Here is a 22,888-nt window from a genome sequence, read left to right as displayed (position 1 = left end):
GGGACCGAAAGGCGCTGCCACGACCTGTGAGGGCGATGGCGGGGCGTGCGAAGTCGACCCGGTGACCCGAGTCGCCATAGGAAGTGTACGGGAACCCTGGAGCGGCGGGTGACGGCGCTGTCCACAACCGGCGAGTAGTCCACAGATACCGTTACCGACCCCCGCGAAACGCCCGCCCCGGGGAGCCTTTCCCCATGCGCCTCATGACCCTGCTCCTGGCCCTCGGCCTGCTCTGGCCGGTGGCCCCGCCGCCGCCCGAGATCCTCCGCGGCTGGCAACCCCCGGCCGGCCCGTACGCCCCCGGGCACCGGGGCGTCGACCTGGCGGCCCCACCGAACACCCCGGTCCTCGCCCCCACCGCCGGAACGGTCACCTTCGCGGGCCCGGTCGGCGGCCGCGGGGTCCTCACCCTCACCCTCCCGGCCACGGGCACTCCCCCGCTCCGCACGACCTTCTCCCCGGTGACCCCGCTGGTACGAGCGGGCACCCGGGTCCGGCCGGGCACCCTCCTGGCCCGAGTCGCACCGAACAGCCACTGCCCGGAGAACTGCCTCCACTGGGGCCTCCTCCGCGGCACCACCTACCTGAACCCCCTCCTCCTCACGAGAAGACCCCCCTCACGTCTCCTCCCCCCGGCCGACCGAGGCGTGCGGGGTGAGGGAGACATCTCGGCCGGGGGGCTCGGCACTCGGGGTCCGGGCGCGGCGGCGGGGAGGACTTCGGGGGTCAGCTTCGGGGAGCGGTGACGCCGTGGAGGGCCATGGTCACCGCGGCTTCCGCGATGGCGTCGGGGTCCTCCGCCGCGCCGAGCTCGATGCGGCGGACGGCCGCGTCCACGACTCCCTGGAGAAGCATGGCGCCCAGGCGGGGTTCGGACTGACCCAGCGCGGCGAGGGCTTCGACGATCATGGCGACGAGGCCGCCGTGGGCCGCGCGGATCTTCTCGCGGGCGCCGTCGTCCAGCTCGCTCGCGGAGATCGCGACGACGGCTCGGTGGCGCCGGTCCCCGACGAGGGTCAGCTGGGCGCGGACGTACGCCTCGACCTTGCCCTCGGGCGTATCGGCACCGGCCATGGCGTTCTCGACCTCGGCGGCCCAGACGGGGAAGTCGACGGCGCACAGCTCCTCGACGACGGCCGCGCGCGATCGGAAGTACTCGTAGACCGAGGACCGGGCCAGGCCCGTCCGCTCGGCGAGCGCGGGGAAGGTCAACGCCTCCGTACCGCCCTCGGACAGCAGGGAACGCGCGGCGTCCAGCAGGGCGCCTCGCTGCATCGTCCGGTGCTCGGCCACGGAGGCCGCTCGAATCCTGGGCACGGCTCCACTGTACGACCGGCCCCGGGTACGTCAGCGTCCGACGTCGGCCAGCTTGGCTCGGAGCTGGAGCACGGACTTGGTGTGGATCTGGCTGACGCGGCTCTCCGTGACACCGAGGACGTTACCGATCTCGGCCAGGGTGAGGCCCTCGTAGTAGTAGAGCGTGACGACGGTCTTCTCCCGCTCGGGGAGCGTGTTGATCGCACGGGCGAGCAGCCGGCGCAGCTCATGGTCCTCCGCGACCTCGACGGGGTTGTCCGCCGCCGTGTCCTCCAGGGTGTCCATCAGGGAGAGCCGGTCGCCGCCCTCGCCGCCGACGTGCAGCAGCTCCTCCAGAGCGACGACGTTCGCCAGGGACAACTGGCTGAAAACCGCGTGCAGTTCCTCCAGCGTGACGTCCATCTCCGCGGCGACCTCGCTCTCGGAGGGGGTCCGGCGGAGCTGCGCTTCGAGGGTCGCGTAGGCGCGTTCGACGTTGCGCGCCTTCTGGCGGACGGAGCGCGGGATCCAGTCCAGGGCGCGGAGTTCGTCGATCATGGCGCCGCGGATGCGGGTGATGGCGTACGTCTCGAACTTGATGGCGCGCTCGACGTCGAACTTCTCGATGGCGTCGATGAGGCCGAAGACTCCGGAGGAGACGAAATCGGCCTGTTCCACGTTGGACGGCAGCCCCACACTGACGCGTCCGGCGACGTACTTGACCAGCGGCGAGTAGTGCAGGATCAGCTGTTCCCGCAGCCGCTCGTCGCCCGTGTCCTTGTACGACCGCCACAGCTCGTCGAGCGAGGTCGGTGCGGGCGGTCGCACGGCGCCCCGGGCTGCTGGGGGCACCGCAGCGCGGTCAGACCCGGAGGTGTGCTGGGGCATGCGTTGCCTTGAGCCGTTCTGCTGTCGGGTGTGTCGGTGAGGGTGTCCTGTCGGGAATCCTGGTGAGCGTAGCGTGAGTGCGCTGTCGCGGTGCGCGAACATCTGCGGATCGCGCCGGTCCGGGTGGCCTCCGTCGGCCACATCTTCGAACCCGGGCCGCGGCGCGCGTCGACCCCTCGGATTCGGCCGAATGAACTCGAGTGCTCATCGGCTTCACCCTGTCACCCGTATGCGCCAGGTCAAGTATCGCCTCGCCGCGCGTTCGATCGCTGTGTGCCCGTGTTCGTCAACTGCCAGCCCTCTCCGTACCGTTCGACGAAGCCGAGAGAGTGCAGTTCGTACAGCTTGGCGAGGGTGTCGTCGGGGTGGGTTCCGGCACGGCGGGCGATGACCGTGGTGGGGGTGGGGCCACGGGCGGGGACGGCTTCGAGGATGTGCGCGGTGGCGGGGGCGAGCAGGTCGCGGGGCAGGACGGGGCCGCGTCGGGCGGGGGCGAGTTCACCCATGGCGCCGACGAGTTCGACGATCTCCTGGGCGTCGGTGACGAGGACGGCGTCGCCGCGGAGGAGTTCGTGGACGCCGGCGGAGAGCGCGCTCGTGACGGGGCCGGGGACGCCCATGGTGTGGCGGCCGAGGCGGGCGGCGGCCCGGGCGGTGACGAGGGAGCCGCTGCGGTGCTGGGCCTCGACGACGACGGTGCCCCGGGTGAGGGCGGCGATCAGGCGGTTGCGGAGGATGAAGCGGCTCCGGGTGGGGTGACTCTCCGGCGGGAGCTCCCCGACGACGAGCCCTTGTTCCGCGATGCGGTCGATGAGCTGACCGTGGCCGCGGGGGTACGGGGTGTCGACGCCGCAGGCGAGGACCGCGACGGTGGCCCCGCCGGCGGCGAGGGCGCCCCGGTGGGCGGCGCCGTCGATGCCGTAGGCGGCGCCGGAGACGACGACCCAGCCCTGCCGGGCGAGGCCGGTGGCGAGGTCGGCGGCGGTGTGGGCGCCGTACGGGGTGCAGGCGCGGGCTCCGACGAGGGCGACGGAGCTCAGGGCCCAGGTACGCAGGTCGGCCGGGCCCCGGATCCAGAGGCCGAGAGGGCGGGCGTCGCCGAGGTCGTCGAGTTGACGCGGCCATTCGATGTCGCCGGGGACGAGGAAGCGGCCGCCGAGCCGGTGGACGGTGTCGAGGTCGCGGGCCGGTTCGGCGGTGGTGGCGCGTCGTCGCCAGCTGTCGACGCGTTTCGCTCCCGTGCCGGGGAAGGGGTCGTCGCCGCCGGAGTGCAGGAGGCGGTCGAGGAAACCGGTGGCGCCGTAGCGGCGGAGCCAGCGCCCCGCGTGTTCGTCGCCGGGTTCGACGGCCCGGGTGAGGGTGGCGCGGACGAGGCGCTCGTCCGGCTCGGAGCCGGTCATGCGCGCTCCCCCGCTCCGACGGGGACGCCGCGCGCGATGCCGGTGCGCATTTCGAGTGCCAGGGCGATGTCCTGGCTGTCGGGCCTGTCGTGTCCGGCGAGGTCGGCGACGGTCCAGGCGACGCGAAGGACGCGGTCGAGGCCGCGGGCGGTGAGGAGCCCCCGTTCGATATCGCGTTCGGCGGTGGCGAGGGCGCCGGGTGCGGCGAGGTAGCGGGTACGGAGTTCGTGTCCGGGGATCTCGCTGTTGACGTGCCAGGGCGTATCGGCGAGGCGTGCGGCGGCGCGGGCCCTGGCTTCGTGCACGCGGTCGGCGACGGTCGCGGTGGTCTCACCCCGGCCGCCCCGCCCGAGGAGGTCGGCGCGGGTGACGGGTTCGACCTCGACCCGCAGGTCGACGCGGTCGAGCAGGGGCCCGGAGAGACGGGCCTGGTAGCGGCGGACGAGAGAGGCGGGGCATTCGCAGCCGGCGCCTTGAAGGGTGTGCCGTCCGCAGGGGCAGGGGTTGGCGGCGAGGGCGAGGAGGAAGCGGGCGGGGAGGCGGACGACGCCCGCGGCGCGGGCGATGACGACGTGTCCGGATTCGAGGGGCTGGCGGAGCGCGTCGAGGACCTTGCCGGAGAACTCGGGGGCTTCGTCCAGGAAGAGGATTCCCCGGTGCGCGAGGGAGACGGCGCCGGGCCTGGGGAGGCCGTTCCCGCCACCGACGAGGGACTGCATGGTGGCGGAGTGGTGCGGCGCGCAGTAAGGAGCGCGCCGGACGAGGGGTTCACCGGGCGGGAGGATGCCGGCGACGGAGTGGACGGCGGTGACTTCGAGGGATTCCTGCCGGGTGAGGGGCGGGAGGATGCCCTGGAGTCGTTCGGCCAGCATGGTCTTTCCGGCGCCTGGAGGGCCGGAAAGCAGGAGGTGGTGGCTGCCCGCGGCGGCGATCTCCAGGGCGCGGCGGGCCCTGTGCTGACCGGCGACGTCGGCGAGGTCGGGCCCTTCGGCGGGGTCGGCGGCGAGTCCGGTGCCGAGGCCCGCGCCGGGGACGAGGAGGCCGGCGAGCATGGCGTCGGGTCGTCCTTCCTCGGTGGGTTCCTCGTCGGGGACGGGTTCGTCGGTGAGGACGGCGATCAGTTGACGGAGGGTGCGGACGCCGAGGACGGAGACACCGGGCACGAGCGCGGCCTCGCCCGCGGTCTGTTCGGGGACGACGACCTGGCGGTATCCGGCATCGGCGGCGGCGAGGACGGCGGGCAGGACTCCGCGGACGGGGCGGACGCGTCCGTCGAGCCCGAGTTCACCGATGAGGACGAGGTCGGCGATGGCCCGGGGGTCGAGGCGCTCGGCGGCGCCGAGGACGGCGGCGGCGACGGCCAGGTCGAAGCTGCTGCCGCTCTTGGGGACGGATGCCGGGCTGAGGCCGACGGTGAGTTTCTTCTGGGGCCATTCCGCGCCGGAGTTGACGACGGCGGCGCGGACGCGGTCTCGGCTCTCGCTGAGGCTCTTGTCGGGGAGGCCGACGAGGGTGAAGGCGGCGACGCCTGGTTCGAGGTCGGCCTGGACCTCGACGACGACGCCTTCGACGCCGACGAGGGCGACGGAGCAGGTGCGGGCGAATCCCATCAGGCCACCCCCTGGGCGTGGGTGAGGACGGGGGCGCCGCGGCGGGGCAGGACGATGCCGACGAGGTCGATGCGGACGCCGCCGGCGGGGGCTGGGGTGCCGCTGCGGTCGAGCCAGCAGGCGGCGAGGCGGCGGAGCCGCTCGGCCTTGGTCGGGGTGACGGCGGCCATCGGGTGCTCGTAGGCGCCGTGGCGTCGGGTCTTGACCTCGCAGATGACGAGGGTGCGCCGTCCCGGGCGACGATGTCGATCTCCCCGGATCGGCCGCAGCGCCAGTTGCGGGCGAGGATGTGCATGCCGGTCGCGGTGAGCCGGCGGGTCGCCAGCTCTTCTCCGTACCGTCCGAGAGCCTGGGTGCTGTTCATTGCGCACCACCTCCGTCACCGACTGTGACGGGGTGGGGCGGTTCGCGTGCGGCGCTGTGGACGGCCGGGGGGTTGTGGAGAACTCGCTCACTCGTGAGGGTGAGGCGGCCGCCTGGCGGGGCGGCTCCGGTCTCAGCTGCCGGGGAGTTCGAGGTCGCTCTTGTTGAGCTCCTCGATGTTCACGTCCTTGAAAGTGAGCACGCGGACCTGCTTGACGAACCTGGCAGGCCTGTACATGTCCCACACCCAGGCATCGGCCATGCTGACCTCGAAGAAGACCTCGCCCTGCACCGAGTGCACCTGCATCTCGTAGTCATTGGTGAGGTAGAAGCGCCGCTCGGTCTCGATCACGTATTTGAACAGCCCGACGACGTCGCGGTACTCCCGGTAGAGCTTCAGCTCCATCTCGGTCTCGTACTTCTCGAGGTCCTCGGCGCTCATGGCATGTTCCCCTTCAGCCGTGCGTCCACCCATTGTGCGCCAGCTACCCGCACCCCTAGACGATTTCCGGGGCGAGGACCACCGGCGCACTCGGAGGTCCCTCGTCGAGCAGCGTGCGCAGCAGCTCGGCGAGTCTGGTCGGGTACACCGTCTCACGGGCCGCCGACAGTTCGGCGGAGGTCCACCATCTGAGGCCCGCGAGGCTGCGGGTCTCCAGCTCCGTGAGGGCCTGGGGGCGGGGCTCCGTCCCGGTGCGGCGTACACGGGCGAGGTAGTACCACTCGTCCTGGTCCCAGCGGCGGCCGTCGAAGGGGAAGGAGCAGTACCGCTGCCACAGCACCGGTCCGAGTTCGGCGTCGGTGATGCCGGTCTCCTCGGCCAGTTCGCGCAGCGCCGCCTCCGCCCGGGTCTCGTCGCCCTCCAGGCCTCCGCCGGGGGTGAACCACCAGGTGTCGGCGGGGTCCTCGGGTTCGTATCCGTGCAGCAGCAGGATGCGGTCGTCGGGGTCGAGGAGGACGACCCTGGCCACCTGCCGCGCGCCGGAATCCGTCATGTGTCCGCCTTCTCCCGTGCCCCGGACCCGGATCCCGAACCGGACCGCGTCCCCGAACCGGACCGCGTCCCCGAACCGGACCGCGTCCCCGAACCGGACCGCGTCCCTGCACCGGACCGCGTCCCCGACCCCGTCCCGCCCGGACGCCGCGTCAGAAGGCGCGCCACCGGCCCGTACGCGGCCCCTGCCAGGACCAGTACACACCCGGCCACGATCGCCGTGAAGAGGGCCGTGAACGGCCCCGGCTCCGAGACCCCGCCGGGAAGGGCGGCGAAGCCCGCCGGGGGCTCCAGGAGGCCCTTGGCGGGCCAGGCGATGGCGTCGACCCTGCCGACGACCGTGGAGCGGGGCACGGAACCCTGCCCGGCCTCCTCCATGTGCGTGCGGGAGTCGAGCGAGGTGTGGCGGTCGTCGCCGAGGAGGAAGAGGTTCCCCTCGGGGACGGTCACGGAGAACTCCTGGCCGGAGGCGACGACGCGGCCGTCGGGTCCGGGGCGCAGGTAGGGCTCGTCGACGGCCTTGCCGTTGACGGTGAGCCGGCCGTCCGCGTCGCAGCAGGCGACGGTGTCGCCGCCGACGCCGACGACCCGCTTGACCATCGGCGAGGAGCCCCACAGGGGATCGCTGAAGACGACGATGTCGCCGCGCCGCACCTCGGCGCCGTCGATGCGTTCGGCGAGGACCCGGGAGCCGACGGCGAGGGTGGGGGTCATGGAGTCACTGGGGACGGTGTACGGCTGGTAGACCAGGGCGCCCCAGACGAACCCGCCGAGGAAGAGCACACAGCCGACGGCCACGGTCAACCCCGACAGCACGCTGCCGAGGCGACCGTGGCCGCCCACTGCTCTTTCGTTTCCGCTCATGCGCACCCCAGAGGTCTGTCGACGGTCCGGGACGGCAATCTACCCGCGGGTTGCTACTCGGCGGTATGCCCCGCCGTGCGCTTCTTCCGGCGCCACAGCACCAGCGGGAGCGCTCCGGCCAGTCCCGCCGCGCCCAGCGGGGCGGCGGCCACGGCCTGGTCGAGGCCGGGCTGGTCGAAGACGTCCGGCACGGGGAGGGTGGCCCAGCGGGTGACGGGCCAGGCGATCACGACGGCACGGCCCACGACCTGGTCGTTGGCGACGGTGCCACCACCGGGCAGCTGCTGGTGGAAGCGGGAGTCCAGCGAGTTCTGACGGTTGTCGCCCATGACCCAGATGCGGTCCTGGGGGACCTTGATCGGACCGAAGGAGTCCTGGCAGGGCACGGAACCGGGGTACAGGTACGCGGTCTCGTCCAGGGCCTTGCCGTTGAGGACGACCTTGCCGCCCTCCTTGCAGGAGACGGTGTCGCCACCCACCGCGATGACCCGCTTGATCAGGTCCTTCTCCTCGGCGGACGGCATGAGGCCGATGAAGCTGAGGAACTTCTGGACGACGTTCGGCTCGGGCGTCTCCTGGCCTTCCAGCCAGCCGCCCGGGTCGTGGAAGACGACGACCTCGCCGCGCTCCGGCTCTGAGCCGAACCACGGGGTGAGCTTGTCGACGAGGACCCGGTCACCGCGCTGCAGGGTGTTCATCATCGATTCCGAGGGAATCGAGAACGCCTGCACGAGGAAGGTCTTGATCAGCAGCGCGAGCACCAGGGCGATGCCGATGAGGAGAGGCAGTTCCTTCCAGAAGGAACGCGGCTTCTTCGGGCTCCTGCCCGCCCCGCCTTCATCCTCGTCGTGCGCCAGCTCGTCATCCGTCACGTGGTCACCCGTCACATCGTCACCGATGGCCTCGTCGGCCCTCTTCTCGGGCTCATCGTGTCCGGATCGTGCGCCGACGGCCAAATCCCCCACATCAACTCCTCACTCCGTGCGATCGCCGGCCCCGGAACAGGGACAGGCCCACCACTCCCATAACGAGCAGAAGTTCCGCAGGGGTCGGGAGCCCGGGGAATCCGTTGAGATCCCGATGGGACACACTATGCGACAGACCGAGCGCGGTCCCGGAACTCGCACGCCCGTCCGGTACGGCGGCGAAGGTCTGCCGCTCCTCCAGGCGCCGCCAGTGTCCGACGGGCCAGGCGATCACGACGGCACGCCCGACGACCTGCTCCTCGGAGACGGTGCCGTGGTCCTTCTCGTCGAGGTGGAAGCGGGAGTCGGCCGAGTGGGAGCGGTGGTCGCCGAGGACGAAGATCCGGCCCTCCGGGACCTTCACCTCGAAGGGGATCTCGGACGGCTCGTTCCCCGGATGCAGGTACGGCTCGTCCAGGGGTACGCCGTTGACGGTGAGCCGTCCGTCCTTCCCGCAGCAGCGGACGGTGTCGCCACCGACGGCGACGACCCGCTTGATGAGGTCGCGGTCGTCGGCCGAGGGCAGCAGCCCGATGAAGGTCAGCGCCTGCTTGACCTGCTTGACGCCGATCGGGTCATCGGAGGCCGGCGCGGCCTCGGCCTGGAGCCAGTTGCCGGGGTCCTTGAAGACGACGACGTCACCGCGCTGCGGCCGGGAGCCGAACCAGGGGGTGAGCTTGTCGACGAGGACCCGGTCGTCGATGCGGATCGTCTGCTCCATGGAACCGGAGGGAATGACGAACGCCTGGACGAGAAAGGTCTTGAGGACGAGCGCGATGAGCACGGCGACGGTGATCAGGACCGGGATCTCCCGGACCGCGGAGCGCTGTCGGCGTCGTTTGACCTTACGGGCGAGCCTGCGCCGCTCGGCCCGTCCCGGCAGGGGCGCGGCGCCGGGCCCCTGGGCGGATCCGCCGGCCGGACGGCCGCGGCTACCCACGGGGGCCCGTGGGGTGCCCGCCCGTCGGCGGGACCGGTACGGCGTCGAAGGCGTCCGTCCCTGACACGGTGGACCAGCGGCCGAAGGGCCAGGCGATCCAGTCGGCGCGCCCGACGACCTTGTCGACGGGGACCATGCCACCGCCGGGGCTGCCGAGGTGGTCCCGGGAGTCGCTGGACTGACTCCGGTGGTCGCCCATCACCCAGAGCCGGTCCGGGGGGACGACGATGTCGAAGGGGACGCTGGACGGCTGGTCGCCGAACATCACGTACCGCTCCTGGACGGGGACGCCGTTGACGGTGAGCCGTCCGTCCTTGTCGCAGCAGACGACCCGGTCGCCGCCGACGCCGACGACCCGCTTCACGAAGTCGGTCTCGTCGGGTTCGGCGAAGCCGAGGGCGGCCGCCGCGTCGTGGAGGATCCCGCCGATCGGATTGCCGCCGAGGTCCTCGCGTACGAAGGAGCCGGTGCCGTCGAAGACGACGACGTCGCCCCGGCGCGGCTCACCGCCGAAACGGTACGCCAGCTTGTTGACGAGGATCCGGTCACCGACCTGGAGCGTCGGCTCCATCGAGCTGCTCGGGATCAGGAACGGCTGCACCACGAAGTGGCTCAGGAGCAGCAGGAAGAGAACGCAGGCGGCGCCCACGAATCCCGTACGCCGCCAGGAAACGCGCGCGGAGCGCGACCCGTCCTCCGTATCGGTGGAGGGGTCGCGCTCCGTGTGCTGTGCTTCGGTGTCCATCGGGGACAGAGCCTATCCGGCCCGTCTGTGAGTGGACCTCAAGCGTCGCGTGAGCGGTGAGCCGGGGCTCAGCGGTCGCGCTTCTCCTTGATCTTGGCAGCCTTGCCGCGCAGCTCACGGAGGTAGTAGAGCTTGGCGCGACGGACGTCACCGCGGGTGACGAGCTCGATCTTCTCGAAGATCGGGCTGTTCACCGGGAAGGTGCGCTCGACGCCGACGGAGAACGAGACCTTGCGGACCGTGAAGGTCTCGCTGACGCCCGAGCCCTGGCGGCGGATGACGACGCCCTTGAACTGCTGGATACGGGAGCGGTTGCCTTCGATGACGCGCACGTGGACGTTCACCGTGTCGCCGGGGCGGAAGGCGGGGAGGTCGGAGCGGAGCGAACCCGCGTTGACCTGGTCGAGCAGGGAGGCCATGGAGGTCTCTTTCCTCGCTGACGCCACAGGTCATCAGCGGTACGTTCGGATGATCGGGATGTCGTGCGTCTCTGGCGGGCGTCGGTCCCCCTGTGGCAGGGGCGCGCGCCGGACGTACGACAGCGGCCTATTCTTCCACGTCGGGGAGCCTGCGCCAAAATCGGCCGCCGGGCTCGGGCGCCCACCCCATCATGGAGAGGATCTCGCGGTCCTTCTTGTCGAAGGCGGACGGATCGCAGCGCTCGATGAGATCGGGCCGGTTGACGGCGGTGCGCCGGAACGCCTCGTCCCGTCGCCAGCGGGCGATCTTGCCGTGGTGCCCGCTGAGCAGGACGTCGGGGATGCCCCGGCCGCGCCACTCGGGGGGCTTCGTGTAGACGGGCCCCTCCAGGAGGTTGGCCATGGCGCCGGGGGCGAAGGAGTCGTCGCGGTGGGACTCGGCGTTGCCGAGGACACCGGGCAGGAGACGGGCGACGGCCTCGGTGACGACGAGGACGGCGGCCTCTCCGCCGGCGAGCACGTAGTCGCCGATGGAGACCTCGTAGACGGGCATCCGGGTCGCGTACTCGTCGATGACGCGGCGGTCGATGCCCTCGTAACGGGCCGGCGTGAAGATCAGCCAGGGCCGCTCGGAGAGCTCGACGGCCAGTTCCTGGGTGAAGGGCCGGCCGCTGGGGGTCGGGACGACGAGGACCGGGCCGTGGGCGCCGGCCTCGTAGCCGTCGGTGAGCGTCTGGTCGAGCGCGTCGCCCCAGGGCTCGGTCTTCATGACCATGCCGGGGCCGCCGCCGTACGGGGTGTCGTCGACCGTGTTGTGCCGGTCGTAGGTCCAGTCGCGCAGGTGGTGGACGTGGACGTCGAGCTGCCCTCGCACGCGCGCCTTGCCCACGAGCGAGACGTTCAGCGGTTCGAGGTACTCGGGGAAGATCGTGACGACGTCGAGCCTCATGCCTCTTCCTTCCCGGACTCCTCGCCGGACTCCTCGCCGGACCCTTCCTCGGACTCCTCGCGGGAGGAGGCGATCTCGGCGCGGTCGTCGATCAGACCGGGCGGCGGGTCGATGACGGCCCGCTGCTCCTCCAGGTCGATCTCGGTGACGATCGCCGAGACGAAGGGGATCATCAGCTCGGTGCCGTCGGGCCGCTCGACGATGAAGAGGTCCTGGGACGGCAGATGGGAGATCTCGGTGATCCGGCCGATCTCCGTGCCGTCGGCGAGGACGACGTCGAGGTCCATGAGCTGGTGGTCGTAGTACTCGTCCTCCTCCTCCGGCAGTTCCTCGGGATCGATCTCGGCGATGAGGAGGATGTTGCGCAGGGCCTCGGCGCCGGTGCGGTCACGGACGCCCTCGAAGCGCAGCAACAGACGGCCGCTGTGAACACGGCCGGTCTCGATGGTCAGCGGCCCGGCGGCGGCCGGGTCGGTCAGCAGTACGGCTCCGGGGCCGAGCCGCAGTTCGGGCTCGTCCGTGCGCACCTCGACGGTGACCTCGCCCTTGATGCCGTGGGCGCGGCCGATCCGCGCGACTACCAACTGCACTGCTCCACACTCTCCTGTCACACAGCTCGTACGACATAAACGACAACGGGCCGGGGTGGGCTCGTAAGCCCTCCCCGGCCCGTGCCGGCACATCATTCAACCGATGTGGCCGACTTGTTCAGCGGACCTGGTCCACGTCGACGAGGTCGACTCGGATCCCACGGCCGCCGATGGCGCCCACAACGGTACGCAGCGCACGCGCGGTGCGGCCGTTACGGCCGATCACCTTGCCGAGGTCTTCGGGGTGAACCCGGACCTCCAGCACGCGGCCACGGCGCAGGTTGCGCGAGGCGACCTGCACATCGTCGGGGTTGTCGACGATGCCCTTCACGAGGTGCTCGAGAGCCTCCTCGAGCATGCTCAGGCCTCGGTCGACTCGGTCGACGCGGCCTCGGCCTCGTCAGCCTTCTTGTCGGCCTTCTTGGCCTTCGGGGTGATGGCCTCACCCTTGTCGTCGCCGGCCTCGAGGGTCTTCGCGAACTCGTCGAACGAGGCGCGCTTCGCCTCCTTGGTGGCGGGGACGAGCAGCGCCTTCTCGGGGGCCGGGAGGCCCTTGGCCTTCTGCCAGTCGCCCGTGAGCTTCAGGATGGCGAGGACGGGCTCGGTCGGCTGGGCGCCGACGGACAGCCAGTACTGCGCACGCTCGGAGTCGACCTCGATACGCGACGGGTTGTACGTCGGGTGGTAGAGGCCGATCTCCTCGATCGCGCGACCGTCCCGACGGGTGCGGGAGTCGGCGACGACGATGCGGTAGTGCGGCTGGCGAATCTTGCCGAGGCGCTTGAGCTTGATCTTGACTGCCACTGGAGTGGTGTCTCCTGGTCTTGACGTGGTTGGGCACTTTGAGATGCCACGTGGGGTTGCGGTACTCGGATGCCCGATGGACGCGTCAGCCGGAGGAGAGAGGGGTCCTATGCGACTGTCGAGTACAGCTGTCCATTGTGCCACACGCCGCCGGGTCAGCCGGCGGCGCCCACCGTCTCCGGGATGCGGAAGGGCTTGCCGCAGCCGCCGCAGACGATCGGGGCCTGGGCCAGTACGGACGGCACCACGCGGACGTTCCGCCCACAGTCGCAGACGGCCTTGACGCGGACACCGCCGCCGGAGGAGCCGTGCCGGGCGGCCGGTCCCCGGAAGGAGCGCTTCGTGTCGGCCGCGGTGGCGACCATGTGCGCCTTGAGGGCCCGCTGGAGCCGCTCGATGGTGGGGCGGTACCGCCGCCGCGCCTCCGGGTTGAGCGTGACCAGGGAGAAACCGCTGCTGGCGTGTGGTTCCTCGGGGTGGTCGAGCCCCATCTCCTCGGCGATCGCGAGGAATCTGCGGTTGTGATAGCGGCCGGCGCGGGAGGTGTCGCGGACCCCCCGGGCGGCGGCGATGCCGTGGACTGCCTCATGGAGCAGTCGCTCGAAGGAGAGCTCGGCGCCGCAGGCGGACGAGGACTCTCCGATCAGGGACTCGGGCGCGGCAAGATCGGGCAGCTCGGGGTGGTGCCGCTGAATGTCGGCCCACGCCTGTGCCAGCTCTGCGGCGAGAACAGGTGGTGTCGTGCTCACGTCGTGTACAACGAGCCGATGTGCCCCCGGGTTCCATTCCGGGGCAACCCAAATATTTTGCACGTACCCGTCAGTTGCCGTTGATGCGTCCTGACGAGGGCCAGTGCGCCGATCTGCGGAGAAGCCGCGCAGGAGACGTCAAGCTGGTGCGTAGTAGCGCATACGCCCCGGCGTGTACCCGTGGTGCGCACGCCCCCGTGAGGGGCTCCCGAAACCTTCCGGGGCGGCACCGGGACGGGACCGGTGAGTGTTGCAGGGAGATTACCGGGTCGGCGTACGCAGGCGCGCACCGCCCCTCCCCCCGCGCGAATCGGTGCGGTGCGAGCACTGGACGCGGCCGGGGTTGCGCAGTTCCCTGACTACGGGGGGCTGTCGTCCAGGCACGGATTGGGGCTCTTTCCATGACACCTACGCTCGTCCCGCACCACCCCGCGCGTGACTGGGCCGAGATCCAGGAACGCATGCTCGTCCCGCTGTACGAGGCGGTGTACGACCGCGTCGGTGTGGGAGCGCGGTCCCGGCTGCTCGGCCTCGGCTCGGGCTCCGGCCTGGCGCTGCTGATGGCGGCGGCGCGGGGCGCGCGGGTGGCCGGCGTGGACCGGGACCACGCGCGCGTGGAGCTGGCCAGGGAGCGACTCCCGGAGGACGTCGTGATCACGGACCGGGTGATCGCGGACCGGGTTCCGGAGGGCGGCCCGTACGACGTGATCACCGCCTTCCACGCGACGGACGGACTCCTCCCGGAGCTCACGGCGCTCACCCGTACGGCGCAGTCGGGTGCGGTGGTCGTCCTCGCGGGGTGGGGGCCTCCGGAGCGGTGCGCCACGCAACCGGTGCTGCGGGTCGCCGACCGGCTCGCGGACCGGGGTCCGTCGTCGCGGACCGACCTGGACGGTCTGGTGACCGCGGCGGGGCTGCGGCCGGACGGTTCGGGGCGGGTGGCGTGCCCCTTCGGGTACGCGGACGGGGCGAGCGCCGTGCGCGGCCTGCTGTCGACGGGCGCGTTCGACGAGGCCGTCCGGGCGACCGACCCCTCTCAGGTGGAGAAGGAGATCGAGGAGGCGCTCGCCCCGTACGTACGGGCGGACGGGACGGTGTGGATGCCGAACGTCTTCCGGTACGTGCTCGCCCTGGTGCCGTAGGCACCCGGTGGCGGGGTGCCGTGCGGTTGCGAGAACCCCGCCGCCGGCGCTCCGGTCAGAAGTCCTCCTGGCCGGGGCGGACGATGCCGGCCGCGCTGTAGGCCGCGGCCTCCTCCAGCGTCTCGTTCGCCAGGAGGGCGGCGGCCAGGGCGTCCAGCTGACCGCGGTGGTCACGGAGTTGACGCACCGCCCTCTCGTAGCACTCGTCGACGATCCGGCGCATCTCGGCGTCGACCGTGTCGAGCGTCGCGGGGGCGGCCGAGAGGCCGTACGCCTGCTGGGCGTCGCTCGGGATGGCGGTGAGGCGGCCGACGAGCTCGCTCATGCCCCAGCGGCCGGCCATGCCCCGGGCGATGCCGGTGACCTGCTCCAGGTCGCTCTCGGCGCCGGTGGTGACCACGCCGAAGACGACCTGCTCGGCCGCCATGCCGCCGAGCGCGCCGATGATCCGGCCGCGCAGGTACTCCTCCGTGTAGGCGTACTTGTCGACGTCGGGGGTCGACAGGGTGACGCCGAGCGCCCGGCCGCGCGGCACGATGGTGATCTTGCGGACCGGGTCGGCGCCGGGCTGGAGCATGCCGAGCAGGGCGTGCCCGCTCTCGTGGTACGCGGTGCGGCGCCGCTCCTCCTCCGGCATCACCAGGGGCCGTTCGGCGCCCAGCTGGACCTTCTCCAGGGCGTCGGAGAGGTCGGACTGGGTGACGGCCGTCTGCTCGCGCTTGACCGCGAGGAGGGCGGCCTCGTTGGCGAGGTTGGCGAGTTCGGCGCCGGTCATGCCCGGGGTCGTACGGGCCACGTGCGACAGGTCGACGTCCTTGGCGAGCGGGATCGCCCGGGTGTGGATCTTCAGGATGGCCTCGCGTCCGCCCCGGTCGGGCGGGTTGACGTGGACGATCCGGTCGAAGCGGCCCGGCCGGGTGAGGGCGGGGTCGAGGACGTCGGCGCGGTTGGTGGCGGCGAGGACGATGACGCCCTCGGAGCCGGTGAAGCCGTCCATCTCGGTGAGGATCTGGTTGAGGGTCTGCTCGCGCTCGTCGTGACCGCCCATGCCCGAGCCGCCGCCCCTGGCGCGGCCGATGGTGTCGATCTCGTCGATGAAGATGATCGCCGGGGCGACCTTGCGGGCCTCGGCGAAGAGCTCCCGCACCCGGGAGGCGCCCACGCCCACGATCATCTCGATGAACTCGGAGGCGGAGGCGGAGAAGAAGGGCACCCCGGCCTCGCCGGCGACGGCGCGGGCGAGCAGGGTCTTGCCGGTGCCGGGAGGGCCGGCGAGGAGGACGCCGCGGGGCATCTTGGCGCCCATCTCGCGGTAGGCGTCGGGGTTCTTCAGGAAGTCGACGACGTCGTTGAGTTCGCCCTCGACCTCGTCGATGCCGGCGACGTCCGCGAACGTGGTGCGCCTGCCGCCCTCCACCTCGACGGGCTTGGGCGGGGCCTTCCGGCCGAGCATGCCGCCGCCCGCGCCACCCATGCCCGAGCTCATCCGGCGGGCGATGACCACCCACAACACGACGAGCAGCAGCATCGGCGCGAGCGAGATGAGGAGGTTGGAGAGGAAGCTGCGTTCCTGGACGACCGGCTCGGCGGTGACGGTGACGTTCTGCTTGGTCAGCTGAGCCCAGAGGTCGTCGTCGGCGAAGGCGGGCCGCTGGGTCGTGAACTTGGTGTAGTCGCCCTTGCCGTCGGGTTCGGGCTGCTTGTCCTTCAGCTGGCCCTGGATCGCGTCGCCCTTCGAGTAGATCTTGGTGACGTTCCCGGCGGCGACCTGCTTGCTGAACTCGGTGTACGAGACGGTCGGTCCGTCGCCCTCGTTGAAGAGCGACAGGACGATGTTGGCGATCAGGTACACGGCGAGCGCGGTGAGGATGAGGCCACCCCAGCCGCCCGGCATCTTCCTCTTCTGCGGCGGGGGCGGCGGGGCCCCTTCCGAGCGCCAGGGCTGGTCGGTCCGGTCGCGCGGGGGTACGGGGTTGGCCACGTGGCTCTCCGGCTCTCCTCGGGGCGGCAGTGGCCCCAGTATCGAAGGACGGGAGGAACCCGGCATCGCGGGCGGTCCGGAGGAGTGAAAAGGGGCCCGGGGCGGTTTCACACCGCCCCGGGCCCCTCGCTCTCACGGCCTGATCAGCCCATGAACTTCTTGAACTCGTCCGGGAGCTCGAAGTCCTGCGGGCTCTGGCCCGCCGCCGGGAGGCCGAAGGCGCCGCCCTGCTGCGCCTGCTCGCGGCGCTCGGCCTCGGCCTGCTCCTCGGCCTTCCGCTTCATCGGGTTGCCGCTCTTGCGCTTGCCCTTGGCCTGCTTGATCTGCTTCTTCTGCCGGCCGGGGCCGCCACCCATGCCGGGCATGCCGGGCATCCCCGGCATGCCGCCGCCCTGCGCCATGCGGGACATCATCTTGCGGGCCTCGAAGAACCGCTCGACCAGGCCCTTCACGGCGCTGACCTCGACGCCCGAACCCTTGGCGATACGGGCGCGGCGGGAGCCGTTGATGATGGTCGGGTCGTGGCGCTCGGCCGGGGTCATCGACTTGATGATGGCGGCCGTGCGGTCGACGTCCCGCTCGTCGATGTTGGCGATCTGCTCCTTCATCTGGCCCATGCCGGGCAGCATCCCGAGCAGCTTCGAGATGGAGCCCATCTTGCGGACCTGCTCCATCTGGGCGAGGAAGTCGTCGAGCGTGAAGTCCTGGCCCTTCTTCGACGCGAGCTTCGAGGCCATCTTGGCGGCCTCTTCCTCGTCGAAGGTCTGCTGGGCCTTCTCGATGAGGGAGAGCATGTCGCCCATGCCGAGGATGCGCGACGCCATGCGGTCCGGGTGGAACGCGTCGAAGTCGTCGAGCTTCTCGCCGTTGGAGGCGAACATGATCTGCTTGCCGGTGACGTGCGCGATGGAGAGCGCGGCACCACCGCGGGCGTCGCCGTCGAGCTTGGAGAGCACGACGCCGTCGAAGCCGACGCCGTCGCGGAAGGCCTCGGCGGTGTTGACCGCGTCCTGACCGATCATCGCGTCGACGACGAAGAGGACCTCGTCGGGCGAGACCGCGTCGCGGATGTCCGCGGCCTGCTGCATCAGCTCCTGGTCGATGCCGAGGCGGCCGGCGGTGTCGACGATGACGACGTCGAACATCTTGGTCCGCGCGTACTCGATCGAGTCCTTCGCGACCTGGACCGGGTCACCGACGCCGTTGCCCGGCTGCGGGCCGTAGAAGGCCACGCCCGCGCGGTCGGCGACGACGGAGAGCTGGTTGACGGCGTTGGGGCGCTGGAGGTCGCAGGCGACGAGCAGCGGGGAGTGGCCCTGGCCCTTGAGCCAGACGCCGAGCTTTCCGGCGAGGGTGGTCTTACCGGCACCCTGGAGACCGGCGAGCATGATCACGGTCGGCGCGGTCTTCGCGAACCGCAGACGCCGGGTCTCGCCGCCGAGGATGGCGACGAGCTCCTCGTTGACGATCTTGATGACCTGCTGGGCCGGGTTCAGGGCCTGGGAGACCTCGATCCCGAGGGCGCGCTCCTTGACCTGCTTGATGAAGGACCGGACGACCGGCAGGGCGACATCCGCTTCGAGCAGCGCGATACGGATCTCGCGCGCGGTGGCGTCGATGTCCGCCTCGGACAGACGGCCCTTGCCGCGGAGGTTCTTGAAGGTCGCTGCAAGGCGGTCGGAGAGGGTATCGAACACGGCGGTCGCGGGTCCTCAGGTGTCGGGGGCGGTCGGATTGCCCTCCAGGGTATCGGGCCGCTCGAAGGATGTGCCCCCGCCCACCGGATCCGGTGGGCGGGGGCGGGTCGCAGAAAGGGCCGGAGGGCGGGTCGGGGGCGGGTTCGGGGGTACGTCGGGTCAGCGGGTCACCGCAGGGCCGACTCCAGCGCCCTGGCCAGGTCCACCGCCTCCTCGTCCGGGAGGAGGGAGCCGTCCGGGCGGGTCACGTACAGGGTGTCGACGGCGTTCGCGCCCAGGGTGGAGACGTGGGCGCTGCGGACGCGGACCTCGGCGCCCTCCAGTGCGCGGCCGATGCGGTGGAGGAGGCCGGGGGCGTCCTGGGCGCGGACCTCGATGACGGTGGCGAGGCGGGAGTCGGCGGCGGCGACGGTGACGCGGGGCGGTGGGGCGGTGAGGCCGCGTCGGCGCGGGTAGGCCGCTTCGCGTTCGGCGAGGCGGGCGGGGATGTCGAGGGAGCCGTCGAGTGCGCGGACGAGGTCGGCGCGGAGCCGGGCGGCCTCGGGCAGGGAGCCGTACTCGGCGGCGACTCGCCAGTCGAGTACGAGGACCGCGCCGGAGCCGGCGCCGATCCCGGTGGGGAGGTCCACGGCGCGGAGGTCGGCGGCGCGGACGGTGAGCCGGTGGAGGGCGAGGACGCCGGCGACGGCGGGGAGGACGCCGGGCTGGTCGGGCAGGGCGATGAGGAGTTCGACGCCGACGGGTTCGGGAGTGTCGGCGTCGGGGGCGGGCGGCTGCTCGGTCCGGGTGCGGAGGGCGAGGACGGGTTCGCCGGTGCGCAGGGCCTCGATGGCGAGGCGTTCCTGTTCGGCGCTGGGCGCGGCGGCCTCGGGGTCGGGCAGGGGTTCGCCCGCGAGGACGCCCGCGACTCGTTTGACCAGGTCGGCGACGAGCGAGGCGCGCCAGGAGGACCAGGCGGCGGGGCCGGTGGCGAGCGCGTCGGCCTCGGTGAGGGCGTGCAGCAGTTCCAGGGTGCCGAGGGTGCCGACGGCGGCGGCGACGGACTGGACGGTGGCGGGGTCGTCGAGGTCGCGCCGGGTGGCGGTCTCGACGAGGAGCAGGTGGTGGCGGACGGCGGTGGCGATGACGCCGACGTCGGTGCGGTCGAAGCCGATGCGGGTGGCGAGGTCGCGGGCGATGGTCTCGCCGGCGACGGAGTGGTCGCCGGGCCAGCCCTTGCCGATGTCGTGGAGGAGGGCGGCGACCAGGAGGAGGTCGGGGCGGCCGACGCGGCGGGTGAGGGAGGAGGCGCGTACGGCGGTCTCGACGAGGTGCCGGTCGACGGTCCAGGTGTGGACGGGGTTGCGCTGGGGGCGGCAGCGGACCCGCTCCCAGTCGGGGAGCAGCCGGGTGACGAGCCCTTCGGCCTCCAGCGCCTCCCAGACGGGCACGGTCGCCTCCCCCGCGCCGAGGAGCGTGACGAGTTCCTCGCGGGCCTCGGCGGGCCACGGTACGGGCAGGGGTTTGGCGGCGGCCGCGAGGCGGCGTACGGCGTGCAGGGAGATCGGCAGGCCGGACTGGGCGGCGGCCGCGGCGGCCCGCAGGGGGAGGACGGGGTCGCGTTCGGGTTTGGCGGCGAGGGCGAGGACGACCTCGCCGTCCATCTCGACGACGCCTTCGGCGAGCGGGGTGCGTTCGACGGGCGGTTTCACGCCGCCCACCCGGGCGCCGCCGGTCCGGCCGCCGAGCGCTCGGCCGGCCGCCTTGGCGCCGCCGTTCCGGCCGCCGAGGAGGGAGCGCAGCCGGGGTCGGGCCGAGCGGGCCTTGAGGACGCGGTTGACCTCGCGCCAGGTGACGTCGGTGGCGTACGAGATGACCCGGGCGGCCTCGTACACCTCGCGGAGCAGGGTGTCGGCGTCGAGGAGGCCGAGCTCGCGGGCGACCGCGTCCTGCTCCTGGAGGGCGAGCCGGTCGGTGGCCCGGCCGGTGGCGAGGTGCAGGGCGTCACGGGCATCGAGGAGGCGGCGGCGGGCGGCGTCGAGGCCTTCGCGGGGGGCGTCGGCGAGCCAGGAGGCGGCGACCGCGCGGAGGACCTGGGCGTCGCGGAGTCCGCCTCTGGCCTCCTTGAGATCGGGTTCGAGGAGGAACTGGAGCTCCCCCATGCGTTCGGCGCGCTCGCGGCAGAGTTCGTCGAGTTCGGGGAGGCGCTGGGGTGCCTGGTTGCGCCAGTCGGCGAGGACGGTGGTGCGCAGGGCGGCGACGAGGCCGGCGTCTCCGGCGACGTGCCGGGCGTCGAGGAGGCCGAGCTGGACCTTGAGGTCCTCGCCGGCGGTGGTGCGGGCCTCGGCGGGGGTGCGGACCGAGTGGTCGAGGGCCATGCCCAGGTCCCAGACGGGGTACCAGATCCGGTCGGCGAGGGCGGCGACGGCGGCCTTGTCGGCCGTACCGTCGTGGAGCAGGAGGAGGTCGAGGTCGCTGCGGGGGGAGAGTTCCGCGCGCCCGTAGCCGCCGACGGCGACGAGGGCGGTCCCGCGGGGCGGGGTGGCGGCCGCGAAGAGCGCGGCGAGCCAGTCGTCGGTGAGCCGGGCGAGGGCGGCACGGCGCGGCGGCCCGGACCGCTCCTTCTCGTGGAGGAGGAGCAGCCGGGCCGCCGCATAACCGCCGGGTCCCGAATCTTCGTTCTGCGTACGCGCTTCGAGGCTCGTCACCCGGCGGCTCCTTCGTGTGCTTACAGTGCGTCCGGACCGCGTTCGCCGGTGCGGACCCGTACGGCGGTCTCGACCGGCACGCTCCACACCTTGCCGTCTCCGATCTTGCCGGTTCGGGCGGCCTTCACGACGACGTCGATGAGCTGTTCGGCGTCATCGTCCTCGACGAGGACCTCGATGCGGATCTTGGGGACGAGGTCGACGGTGTACTCGGCTCCCCGGTAGACCTCGGTGTGGCCGCGCTGGCGTCCGTATCCGCTGGCCTCGGTGACGGTGAGGCCGTGGACACCGAAGGCCTGGAGGGCCTCCTTGATCTCGTCGAGCCGGTGCGGCTTGACGACCGCGGTGATGAGCTTCATGCGTCCACCTTCTTGTTCTCCGTGACGGCCGGGGCGGTGACGGCGGTGGAGCGCGAGGACGCGCCGCCACCGGCTCCGCTGAAGTCGTACGCGGTCTCGGCGTGCTCGACCTGGTCGATGCCGGAGACCTCGTCGTCCTCGCTGACCCGCATCCCCATCGTCTTGTCGATGATCAGGGCGAGGATCGCGGAGGCGATCAGAGAGTAGGCGAGGACGGCGAAGACGCCGATGGCCTGCTTGCCGAGCTGGTCGAGGCCGCCGCCGTAGAAGAGGCCCTTGGCGTCGGACTGGACGCCACCGGTGGCGAAGAATCCGACGAGCAGGGAACCGGCGACACCGCCGACGAGGTGGACGCCGACGACGTCGAGGGAGTCGTCGTAGCCGAAGCGGTACTTGAGGCCGACGGCCATCGCGCAGAGCAGGCCGGCGACGGCGCCGACGGCGATCGCGCCGAGCGGGCTGACGGCACCGCCGGACGGGGTGATGGCGACGAGGCCGGCGACGGCGCCGGAGGCGGCGCCGAGGGTGGTGAAGGAGCCGTGGCGGATCTTCTCGTACGCGAGCCAGGCGAGCATGGCGGCGGCGGTGGCGACCTGGGTGTTGACGAACATCACGGCGCCGACGCCGTCGTCGTTGCCGAGCCAGGAACCGGCGTTGAAGCCGAACCAGCCGAACCAGAGGAGACCGGCACCCAGCATGACCAGCGGGAGGCTGTGCGGGCGCATCGGGTCCTTCTTGAAGCCGACGCGCTTGCCGATGACGAGGATCACGCCGAGGGCCGCGGCGCCGGCGTTGATGTGGACGGCGGTGCCGCCGGCGAAGTCGATGACACCCATCTCGAAGAGCCAGCCGCCGGAGCCCCAGACCCAGTGGGCGACGGGGAAGTAGACGATCGTGACCCAGAGGGTGATGAAGAGCGCCCAGGCGGTGAACTTGACGCGGTCGGCGAGGGCGCCGCTGATCAGCGCGGGGGTGATGATCGCGAACATCAGCTGGAAGACGGCGAAGACGTACACCGGGATGGTGTAGCCGTCCCAGAGCTCGGTGATGCCGATGCCGCTGAGGCCGACGTACTCGGAGGACCAGCCGATGATCGAACCGGAGTCGGTTCCGAAGGCGAGGCTGAAGCCGAAGAGCACCCAGAGGATCGTGACGATCCCGAGGCTGATGAAGCTCATCATCAGCATGTTGAGGGTGGACTTGACGCGGACCATGCCTCCGTAGAAGAAGGCGAGTGCCGGGGTCATCAGCATGACCAGGGCGGAGCAGATGAGCATGAACCCGGTGTTGGCGGCGGACAGCTCGGGGGCGTCTGCTGCCAGGGTCGTGATGGCTGGTGCCATCGGCGTCTCCTCGTCGTCGGGGCGGCCTGTGCGGGGCGGGGCCGGAGAGAGCGGCGGCCGTGAGGGTGGCCGGTTATGGGCCAGAGATTCGCGCAGCACGGTT

General features: G+C 71.7%; 23 protein-coding genes and 1 pseudogene. 2 read left to right on the top strand and 22 right to left on the bottom strand.

The features are described from left to right. Nucleotides 1-194: 194 nt before the first annotated feature. The gene (locus OG580_RS26150) at nucleotides 195-746 is read left to right on the top strand and encodes a M23 family metallopeptidase (RefSeq protein ID WP_267046093.1); all 552 of its coding nucleotides are present in this window, start codon (nucleotides 195-197) and stop codon (nucleotides 744-746) included. Here the strand turns inward: OG580_RS26150 and OG580_RS26145 are convergent. The 17 genes and pseudogenes from OG580_RS26145 to OG580_RS26065 all read right to left on the bottom strand — a co-directional run bounded on the left by OG580_RS26145 (nucleotide 727) and on the right by OG580_RS26065 (nucleotide 13,576). After that, complete coding sequence (locus OG580_RS26145; RefSeq protein ID WP_267048133.1) at nucleotides 727-1,293, bottom strand: TetR/AcrR family transcriptional regulator; 567 nt, start codon at nucleotides 1,291-1,293, stop codon at nucleotides 727-729. The two genes, OG580_RS26150 and OG580_RS26145, sit on opposite strands and share 20 nt — an antisense overlap. Nucleotides 1,294-1,347: 54 nt before the next feature. Beyond that, the gene (whiG, locus tag OG580_RS26140) at nucleotides 1,348-2,184 is read right to left on the bottom strand and encodes an RNA polymerase sigma factor WhiG (protein WP_267046092.1); all 837 of its coding nucleotides are present in this window, start codon (nucleotides 2,182-2,184) and stop codon (nucleotides 1,348-1,350) included. A 239-nt stretch (nucleotides 2,185-2,423) separates the two neighbouring features. Continuing rightward, nucleotides 2,424-3,584 (bottom strand): DNA-processing protein DprA, encoded by a 1,161-nt coding sequence (gene dprA, locus OG580_RS26135; protein WP_267046091.1) that lies wholly within the window; start codon nucleotides 3,582-3,584, stop codon nucleotides 2,424-2,426. Then, nucleotides 3,581-5,194, bottom strand: coding sequence for a YifB family Mg chelatase-like AAA ATPase (locus OG580_RS26130; protein ID WP_267046090.1), 1,614 nt, complete (start codon nucleotides 5,192-5,194; stop codon nucleotides 3,581-3,583). Before OG580_RS26130 ends, dprA begins: the two co-directional genes overlap by 4 nt. After that, nucleotides 5,194-5,558: pseudogene (locus OG580_RS26125) on the bottom strand (YraN family protein). Before OG580_RS26125 ends, OG580_RS26130 begins: the two are co-directional and overlap by 1 nt. A gap of 132 nt (nucleotides 5,559-5,690) precedes the next feature. Then, nucleotides 5,691-5,999, bottom strand: coding sequence for a DUF2469 domain-containing protein (locus OG580_RS26120; protein WP_005311352.1), 309 nt, complete (start codon nucleotides 5,997-5,999; stop codon nucleotides 5,691-5,693). Between the two features lie 55 nt (nucleotides 6,000-6,054). Then, nucleotides 6,055-6,552 carry an NUDIX hydrolase gene (locus OG580_RS26115; protein WP_267046089.1) on the bottom strand — a complete coding sequence of 166 codons (498 nt, stop codon included), beginning with the start codon at nucleotides 6,550-6,552 and terminating at the stop codon, nucleotides 6,055-6,057. Beyond that, the gene (gene lepB, locus OG580_RS26110) at nucleotides 6,549-7,415 is read right to left on the bottom strand and encodes a signal peptidase I (RefSeq protein WP_267046088.1); all 867 of its coding nucleotides are present in this window, start codon (nucleotides 7,413-7,415) and stop codon (nucleotides 6,549-6,551) included. The genes OG580_RS26115 and lepB (OG580_RS26110) overlap by 4 nt, the downstream gene beginning before the upstream one ends. A gap of 53 nt (nucleotides 7,416-7,468) precedes the next feature. After that, nucleotides 7,469-8,371 (bottom strand): signal peptidase I, encoded by a 903-nt coding sequence (lepB, locus tag OG580_RS26105; RefSeq protein ID WP_267048132.1) that lies wholly within the window; start codon nucleotides 8,369-8,371, stop codon nucleotides 7,469-7,471. Nucleotides 8,372-8,381: 10 nt separating this feature from the next. Then, nucleotides 8,382-9,320 carry a signal peptidase I gene (lepB, locus tag OG580_RS26100; RefSeq protein WP_267046087.1) on the bottom strand — a complete coding sequence of 313 codons (939 nt, stop codon included), beginning with the start codon at nucleotides 9,318-9,320 and terminating at the stop codon, nucleotides 8,382-8,384. Continuing rightward, complete coding sequence (gene lepB, locus OG580_RS26095; protein ID WP_267046086.1) at nucleotides 9,313-10,065, bottom strand: signal peptidase I; 753 nt, start codon at nucleotides 10,063-10,065, stop codon at nucleotides 9,313-9,315. The genes lepB (OG580_RS26100) and lepB (OG580_RS26095) overlap by 8 nt, the downstream gene beginning before the upstream one ends. A 68-nt stretch (nucleotides 10,066-10,133) precedes the next feature. After that, the gene (rplS, locus tag OG580_RS26090; protein WP_015036473.1) at nucleotides 10,134-10,484 is read right to left on the bottom strand and encodes a 50S ribosomal protein L19; all 351 of its coding nucleotides are present in this window, start codon (nucleotides 10,482-10,484) and stop codon (nucleotides 10,134-10,136) included. A gap of 127 nt (nucleotides 10,485-10,611) precedes the next feature. Further along, nucleotides 10,612-11,433: a tRNA (guanosine(37)-N1)-methyltransferase TrmD gene (gene trmD, locus OG580_RS26085; RefSeq protein ID WP_267046085.1), complete on the bottom strand. Its 822-nt coding sequence runs from the start codon at nucleotides 11,431-11,433 to the stop codon at nucleotides 10,612-10,614. Next, the gene (gene rimM, locus OG580_RS26080; RefSeq protein ID WP_267046084.1) at nucleotides 11,430-12,023 is read right to left on the bottom strand and encodes a ribosome maturation factor RimM; all 594 of its coding nucleotides are present in this window, start codon (nucleotides 12,021-12,023) and stop codon (nucleotides 11,430-11,432) included. Before rimM ends, trmD begins: the two co-directional genes overlap by 4 nt. 118 nt (nucleotides 12,024-12,141) lie before the next feature. After that, nucleotides 12,142-12,381 (bottom strand): RNA-binding protein, encoded by a 240-nt coding sequence (locus OG580_RS26075; RefSeq protein WP_030206382.1) that lies wholly within the window; start codon nucleotides 12,379-12,381, stop codon nucleotides 12,142-12,144. A gap of 2 nt (nucleotides 12,382-12,383) precedes the next feature. Beyond that, nucleotides 12,384-12,827: a 30S ribosomal protein S16 gene (rpsP, locus tag OG580_RS26070; protein WP_267046083.1), complete on the bottom strand. Its 444-nt coding sequence runs from the start codon at nucleotides 12,825-12,827 to the stop codon at nucleotides 12,384-12,386. 155 nt (nucleotides 12,828-12,982) lie between these two features. Then, on the bottom strand, nucleotides 12,983-13,576 hold the full coding sequence (locus tag OG580_RS26065; protein ID WP_267046082.1) for a hypothetical protein: 594 nt from the start codon (nucleotides 13,574-13,576) through the stop codon (nucleotides 12,983-12,985). A 401-nt stretch (nucleotides 13,577-13,977) separates the two neighbouring features. Between OG580_RS26065 and OG580_RS26060 the strand changes: the two genes are divergently transcribed. Continuing rightward, nucleotides 13,978-14,718, top strand: coding sequence for a methyltransferase domain-containing protein (locus OG580_RS26060; protein WP_267046081.1), 741 nt, complete (start codon nucleotides 13,978-13,980; stop codon nucleotides 14,716-14,718). 55 nt (nucleotides 14,719-14,773) lie between these two features. Here OG580_RS26060 and ftsH read toward each other — a convergent pair whose 3' ends face one another. From ftsH to OG580_RS26035, 5 genes are all read right to left on the bottom strand, one after another. Further along, the gene (gene ftsH / locus OG580_RS26055) at nucleotides 14,774-16,699 is read right to left on the bottom strand and encodes an ATP-dependent zinc metalloprotease FtsH (RefSeq protein WP_267046080.1); all 1,926 of its coding nucleotides are present in this window, start codon (nucleotides 16,697-16,699) and stop codon (nucleotides 14,774-14,776) included. 143 nt (nucleotides 16,700-16,842) lie between these two features. Continuing rightward, nucleotides 16,843-18,396 (bottom strand): signal recognition particle protein, encoded by a 1,554-nt coding sequence (gene ffh / locus OG580_RS26050; protein ID WP_267046079.1) that lies wholly within the window; start codon nucleotides 18,394-18,396, stop codon nucleotides 16,843-16,845. 167 nt (nucleotides 18,397-18,563) lie between these two features. Beyond that, on the bottom strand, nucleotides 18,564-21,083 hold the full coding sequence (locus OG580_RS26045; RefSeq protein ID WP_267046078.1) for a [protein-PII] uridylyltransferase: 2,520 nt from the start codon (nucleotides 21,081-21,083) through the stop codon (nucleotides 18,564-18,566). Nucleotides 21,084-21,103: 20 nt separating this feature from the next. Beyond that, nucleotides 21,104-21,442 carry a P-II family nitrogen regulator gene (locus OG580_RS26040; RefSeq protein WP_004924863.1) on the bottom strand — a complete coding sequence of 113 codons (339 nt, stop codon included), beginning with the start codon at nucleotides 21,440-21,442 and terminating at the stop codon, nucleotides 21,104-21,106. After that, nucleotides 21,439-22,785: an ammonium transporter gene (locus tag OG580_RS26035; RefSeq protein ID WP_267046077.1), complete on the bottom strand. Its 1,347-nt coding sequence runs from the start codon at nucleotides 22,783-22,785 to the stop codon at nucleotides 21,439-21,441. Before OG580_RS26035 ends, OG580_RS26040 begins: the two co-directional genes overlap by 4 nt. Nucleotides 22,786-22,888 lie beyond the last annotated feature (103 nt).

This window comes from Streptomyces sp. NBC_00094, assembly GCF_026343125.1.
Classification (GTDB): Bacteria; Actinomycetota; Actinomycetes; order Streptomycetales; family Streptomycetaceae; genus Streptomyces.
The sequence above is the reverse complement of the archived record's forward strand: the minus strand, read 5'-3'. Positions and strand labels throughout refer to the sequence as shown.